Source organism: Sporomusa sp., from assembly GCF_057736855.1.
The window spans coordinates 1-6,926 of sequence record NZ_JBYKYF010000164.1; the positions used below are offsets into that span (position 1 = coordinate 1).

General features: G+C 41.3%; 8 protein-coding genes. All 8 read right to left on the reverse strand.

The annotated features are described in order from the left end of the window. Positions 1-180: 180 nt before the first annotated feature. Entirely contained in the window at positions 181-420 is a 240-nt protein-coding gene (locus tag AC29Z1_RS11215; protein WP_488271548.1) for a hypothetical protein, read from the reverse strand. 174 nt (positions 421-594) lie between these two features. Continuing rightward, complete coding sequence (locus AC29Z1_RS11220; protein ID WP_488271549.1) at positions 595-888, reverse strand: STAS-like domain-containing protein; 294 nt, start codon at positions 886-888, stop codon at positions 595-597. 13 nt (positions 889-901) lie between these two features. Then, positions 902-1,786, reverse strand: a complete 885-nt coding sequence (locus AC29Z1_RS11225; RefSeq protein ID WP_488271550.1) for a hypothetical protein — start codon at positions 1,784-1,786, stop codon at positions 902-904. Positions 1,787-1,924: 138 nt separating this feature from the next. Beyond that, entirely contained in the window at positions 1,925-2,482 is a 558-nt protein-coding gene (locus AC29Z1_RS11230; protein ID WP_488271551.1) for a hypothetical protein, read from the reverse strand. After that, a complete protein-coding gene (locus AC29Z1_RS11235) occupies positions 2,482-3,051 on the reverse strand; it encodes an N-acetylmuramoyl-L-alanine amidase family protein (protein WP_488271552.1) in 570 nt (189 codons plus the stop codon). The genes AC29Z1_RS11230 and AC29Z1_RS11235 overlap by 1 nt, the downstream gene beginning before the upstream one ends. Further along, the gene (locus AC29Z1_RS11240; RefSeq protein ID WP_488271553.1) at positions 3,044-3,487 is read right to left on the reverse strand and encodes a phage holin family protein; all 444 of its coding nucleotides are present in this window, start codon (positions 3,485-3,487) and stop codon (positions 3,044-3,046) included. Before AC29Z1_RS11240 ends, AC29Z1_RS11235 begins: the two co-directional genes overlap by 8 nt. Positions 3,488-3,812: 325 nt before the next feature. Beyond that, entirely contained in the window at positions 3,813-6,422 is a 2,610-nt protein-coding gene (locus tag AC29Z1_RS11245) for a hypothetical protein (protein ID WP_488271554.1), read from the reverse strand. 13 nt (positions 6,423-6,435) lie between these two features. Further along, on the reverse strand, positions 6,436-6,926 hold a 491-nt coding region (locus AC29Z1_RS11250; RefSeq protein ID WP_488271555.1), incomplete at its 5' end, for a baseplate wedge 1 family protein.

The window sequence follows — 6,926 nt, forward strand, 5'->3', positions numbered from 1 at the left end:
ACGTTTGGAGAATCGAATACCCTTGAGATACAAGGGTTAACGGGCATTTTGTCACTAACAGGTTACTAACTTAAAAGGCTTCAGCGTTTTTTACTGATTCTTATTTCTTAAAAAAAAGCTTCCTTATTATATTACACGGAATGGACAATATAAAAAGTCTACACAGTATAAAGGACGGGGTTACTTCTCTATAAACCATTTACCATCGTCGCAGAACAGGTAAACCTGTTTATTCGCAATTCTGCATGTGTACCGTAGTCCTTGACCGCCAGCTTTCAAAGATGCTGCCACGCGGACATCTAAGACCCGGTCAACCATATACTTACGCCCGTCTGTCCAATGCAGGCAGAGGGGTTTTACTTTACCGTCTGGATCGTGGTAGGCTGTCACACCTACAGGTATTTTATGTTTATTCTCCATACCCAACCTCGAACATTTATTTGGTATGATTATAGAACAAATGTTTGCAATGGGCAAGTGGTGTAAATAGAAAAACCGCACCCCGGAGGGTGCGGCTGAAATAAAGTGAGCTTCTACTACGTTCCCTAGTAGAAGCTCACTTAGAATTGGAAAATATCAATTAATAAACATCTCCTACTTGTGTGCAATACGATTGTTTATTGCACTTTTAATAACTTTCGAGACAAATGGGTTCGCATTGCGAAACGTTGTTCGGGTTTTAATAAATTCTAATCCAAACATCTCGACAAGTTTACCAAAGCATTGATCAGCGAAAGAATGTGAGACTACATCAACGTCCTTGAAATCAAAAATTAGTTTTACATTTCCTGTTGTGTCTAAATTGGGAATAATCATGCTTTCTCTAATTTGATCACCTAATGGCCGAGTACCAAATGATTCACCAATTTCGCAAAACCTTATAAGCATTTTATCCCTCCTTCTACCAAAGATTATCTATGCAATCGTCGACCTCTAATACAGTTGTTGGTATGTTGTTACCAAAAACGCGTATGGGGTCAACTATTATATTCGTATTGATCCGCGCATATATTAATGTCCCTTGCCAAAAATAACTTGGATAAACTGTAATATTCCCAAAATAATCTATTGTTAAACAATTATTTCCGGAATAAATTTTAAAATCACCTTTATTCTCTTGTATAAAACGAGTTGTATCATAAAGCCCTCTACCTACACCGCGACCATTTGTAACGTTCTCTTTAATGCAATATTCAAGTGCTTGTGAAGGTGATAGATGAGCGTAAATTTGATTCTCCACTAACGATTTATAAATGCCTCTACCGGTATCAAGTATTGCAATTCTCAATTCATGCCGCTGGGGATAGTTTTGAACTACTGTAAAACCGCCAATCGGTGAATTCGAATGTATATGGACATTATCTATCATTTCCCAGAAACAGTAATTGAGGCATCCCAACAAATTATGGTCAAGTCGATAGTTGGTACGAATTACGTTCATGATATCGTTTGTAACATCTATACTATTATCACTATTAAAATTTGTTATTTCAACAAACCTTCCCTGTGGGTTTCTTCTACAAAAATCCTCCTGATAAGGAACGTTTAATTCTTGATAGAAATTTACTCTAGGGACATAGGTATTGTTAAAATCATTCTGAATAGTTACATCAACTTGAATATTAAGGCTTCTGGCATATTTAATTATCCCGACAATTGTTGCTAAATATTCGGGATAAACCATTGTAGCTAATACGATGTGAACATGAACTGAGTCTCCATGCTTCATGTAATATAAGGGCCCAAGTTGACACAAAAGTGCGTCTAATGTACCAATTGTCCTCATATTTATCGTTATTGTATGCTGCACGATATCACCTTGAAATCTACATATTTTTATTTTAATTGTAAATTATTACCGTAAAAAATACAATTACCCATAAAAAATAAAAAAGCCCACCCTCGCAATGAGAGTGGGCTAAAATCATCTAGTCAACAAATACGCGCCGGCAACAGTGCCGACGATCCATAGCATCCGCTCACGTTTCCGAGCGGATTTTTCTTTATCTAATTCCTTTTTATGCTCCTGGGCCTGCTTTTCTAGTTCCTGGTTCGCAAGTAACCGCGCCTGGGCATTAGCCATATCAGTTACATCGATTTTAGTCGTAGTTACCTGCGACAAACGTAGCTCACCGTTTTCCCCGAGTTTGACTTCCGGCTGTCCGGTCTGATTCGGCACCTCCACTTCCTGGCCGTTCACAATGGCAATAACTTTGCCTTCACGCTCTACGAACGACAGTAGCGCCCCCGGTTGCGAAGGAGCCTGAACGACCACCTCGCGGATTGTTTCCGTGTTAGTGTGGATGACCTGAGGCGGCAAAATGACAGGCTGCTGTACAGCAGATTTCTGCGCCTGGTCAATGATGTGTTGCTTCCATTGCTGGTACTCTTGGCGAGCAAAATACAGTAGGGCCAGCAATACAGCCAGCCCCACAAGGTATTTCCAGTTGTTTTTTGCAAAGTTTATAACTGTTTCTTTCATTACGCCACCCCCGCGAAATAATCCGTAATGCCACGAGCGATGGCTCTGGCGGCGCAATCCTGTCCGCTGCTGCTGGCCAGCAGTTTTTCATCCCCCGCATGGGAGATAAACGCCACTTCTACCAGGGCCGCCACCGCTGCTGTGTATTTCAGCACGTAGAGACTGCGCCCTGGCATACTTTCTTTTATGCCCCGGTCTACGGTTCCCAGGCCATTGGTGAGCTGTTTTTGGATACACTGCGCTAGGCGCTTGCCTTTCTGGCTTTCATACCAGTACCAGGTTTCTGTGCCTGCTGCAGTCGGCGTAGCGGCATTGCAATGGATACTGACAAAAACGTCAGCATCAAACTGATCGGATATTTTTGTCCGGTATCCTAAATCATCAGTTTCTGGCTGTTCCGGTTCAGTGCGGGTAAGTATTACCTGATAACCCACAGCCTCCAAATAATGTGCTACCAATTTGGCAATAGCTAAATTAACATCGGCTTCTTGCAAACCGGTTATGGAATTAACTGCTCCCGGATCTGTTCTGCCTCCAGCATGACCGGGGTCAATGCAAATTTTAGCCATTGATTTTCACTCCTTTTTCGTTTTGAATCTGAATCAGCTTATTGCGAATAAAATATGGAACTAGCCAACCATACCCAGCTCTATCTACGTTTTCGCAGATACTAAAACCCTCGGCTACTGCAAAACCAAACATTGCTGTGTCTTTAAGAATTTTGATACCGGCAGCCTGGTCAATCGTAAAGCAAAGTGCGATTGCTGCAAATATCGCAACTTTTTTCATTAACCCCCTAAAGCCACGCTGCGAACTTAGCGCCTTGGTTTTCCACCCTGCAAACAATCCGGTGGCGTAATCGGCAATGACTAGATAGATAAAATACTGCATTTGGACATCAACGCCGCCCACAGCCGCAGAGAAAAAGGCCCCGAACGCGGAGCCTAACGCCAATATTTTTAATTCGCTTGTTGTGTAAATACTTTTCAGCCAAGTTAAATCCAAATCCCCACCCCCAATAAAAATAGAGCCTTGCGGCTCTTAGCAGTCTACGGCGGTTTTATATTTTTCTTTTGTTTTTAAGTCTTCGTATGCCTGCGCTATTGGGTTTAAAGCCCCCTCAGATGTATTAAGGATATAGTTATATATTTCTGGAGGTTCCAGGCAACTTTTTTTTGCATCTGCAGCTGCTTTATCAACAAAACTGACTACGCTATATGTTCTGCTGGTTTTATCTCCCCCTTCCGAATCAATTTTTATATAAGCATTTTCTACCGTGATTCCGCTTGCTAATTCAATAGTTTTTTTGTAAACCCATCATTACCACTCCTTATGCTTGAATTAATCCAAAACCTTTCCATGTCCCCGGCGTACCACTGGTAACACAAATCCATCCAATATAGTCGCCAGCAGCAGGAGCACTATTATAGATTACACAACCTTTTGTCCATGTTCCGCTTGTTGGCGCTGCGGTACGTTTCGAAAATCTTACTTCGCCAGCGGTATCCATACTGGTGCCGAGATATATATTGTTTGCGCCAAAACCATTATTTTGTACAAAAATATTACCGCTAACTGCAGCATAGTCGTAAGTGTTGTTAGTGCCAGTGTTATTACTGCCTGATACATAGATACTCGCATTTTCAATGGCATATAATGCAGCCCAGGCGTTTGAGTAATCGCAATCAATAAGATATATATTGCTCGTAATAGCATTTATAATATTACTCTTTTTTACGCCAGAATTTATAGAATCGAATATACAATATTTAAATGTTGCGTTTGTCTCTCTTGCCAACACATCTGCAGAACTTATAGGTCTATTAAAATTAAAACCTACAAACTCTACACGATGCACCCCTTGGAGCTGTAGAGATGGTAACTTGTAATTTACTGCATCGGCCTTGTTGGACGCACCGACAAAGCGAATAAAGCCCCTATTATAATATTTTAGTAGCAACAAGCCATCACATTCGTCGGAGTAGTCGCCAGGAGCAACATTTATCGTTACATCACCGATCAACAGAGGATTTAGTGTTTTTAACGCTTGTAAAACAGACGTGAACGGCTTTGTCTTTGTCCCATCGCCTGTTCCACCATTATAGTTTTTATTAACTTCCAGCGTCGTCCCTTGCTGCACAAACTGCAAGTCGTTGATTAGATGCGTGTGATTTCCATTGGATTTGATATTAAATTTGTAGATATGGTATCTGGGCGGAGTATAACCCCATTGATTCGTTAATAGTAGAATATCTTCTCCAAGTACACACATACTTTCAAACTCTTCGTTCGGGTAGTTTATAGTGGCCTTGGGGTATATAAATTCTCTTAATTTTTTGCCTGTGCTCAAAGAATTGACTGTAATAACCTCTGTCCACGATACCACCAAGGAATTATCAGACACAGCAATTCCTTGTATCCAATTTTGCAAATGACCATTTAATACATAATCAGGTTTATGGATGTAAAAGCTATGGAGTATATTAAGTTGTTGGTCGGTAATGTAAACCTTTATATCATCAGTTAGGCCATCGTTTTCGACATCCATAATGATATATTTATTATCAAAATAAGCAGTAAGTGCCGGCTTTTGGCCTAAACTATGTGACGAAATCAAGGACATGTCCGAATATTTAACTTTCAGCAAGCTGTAATCACTATTATCCTTGTCCCACTTAGGGATTAATATTGTATCCGTATTAGGGTTATAAGCCAAGCTGCTGCAATGACCATAGGGTAAGTTGGTATATTGCCGTTTAAATTCTTTAGTTGTTAAATCGTATACCTGAATAACGGCATTAGTGTTATCTTGTCTTGAAAAACTAATAAGTAACTCATTAGCACTTTCGTTTACGGCAATTCCTTGACCAGCCAGGGACGTAGTATCACCTGCTGTAAAATAATTTTGATTTAGATATGCAAAAACATCCATTTTAGGTCTGTTTTTAGTAATGTCATTATCCTCTATAAGTTTAGTTTCTCTCTCATCAACTAAATCCGCGTTTGTGATGCTTGTTACCCCTGCAGCCACATTAACTCGATACCCTTTAACGCTGCCACTTGGCAACGCAGGAGCAACCGGACTTGCTGCTGGTGTCCCTTGTGCGTATGCAACCTGACCGCTACTATTGACATATATCCTGTCAATTCTCGGCAATAATGGATCAGCAGATAAAATTGCTAACGCCTTTATCGTCGCGATCACAGCCCGTTTTCCGCTTGGCATATGTGCCGTCCCTCCTTCGACTTTTACAGTCATATCAGGAGGATTCTGTGCCGACACGGAAAGTCCTTTTATTACGCCGTAGCCGGTGGATTCGGCTATCATAACCTTGTTAACTTCGACTTCCCTAATATCTCGTACCACCCATTCAACTGTACCATCTGTGACATTATCGCCCACTGCTGGCCATATTGGCTCTGTTGAACCAGTTGTACCAGCTTGGATGCATTCGAGGTAGGCGTAGCTGGGCAACGTCGGCGAATAGGCTATGTCACCGATGGTGTAGGTTTGACTAGGTTTCCAAAGATTTAAACCACTTGGCTTATTACTTAATTCCTCAATTGCATCTTGTACATTTGTAGCTGAAATATTTCCCGTTGCCGTACAGGATATGGCAGTAGCTGCATGTGCGCCGGTAGTTGCAGTCTTATGAATTTCAATTTCAGATTCTGCGGCCTTTTTAATCGCAGCCTCGATTGCGCTTGTGATACCGGGGATATTATCGTCTTTACAGTCATAGCCTTGTTCAACTAAAAAATCGGCAATCGCTTTAGCCATAGCCGTGGACTGCCGATATAACTTGTTATGCAGTCTGCTCAGCGCCATACCAGGAATTACACCGCCATGACGCTGTGTTGCTACATCATATTCAGCATCGCTGAATGTCCTATCAGGGTTCATTTCTTCATTAAAGACTCTAAAATTAGTTTCAGCCATTCAAACAACTCCCTTATGTCCAATATCCTTTTTCATATCCATACATCCGCTGTTCTTCATTATCCACATCATAAGCAAAAGAGTCTGCCGGATTCGGATTCATCCAGTCGGCATGGTCATAGCCTTTAATACTTGCGGTTTCCATATCATAGCCAAAAACAGCATCATCCGCAAAAGAATAGTTAACACTTACACTCTGCGGCTTCGGAACAATTAGACCGTTTAAAATCATATCCTTTACTATTTGGTCAAAAATGCCGACAACTACTACGTCAATTGTCATATCCTGATTGTCCTGAATAATAATAGGCTTGCCAAACAGATTTAGCCAGGTTTCTTTTAAGTCTTCGACGCGCCCCTTCCAGGTATTCTTAGCGATTTTGGCCTTAAGCAGCTGACGATATGCGTAGTTATCCAGCACTGGAGACAGACCTTTATCCGGCTGGAATGGTAGCGTCCGCTCCTGACCAACAATATGGCCAATGATGTCCTGCTGGGCACCTA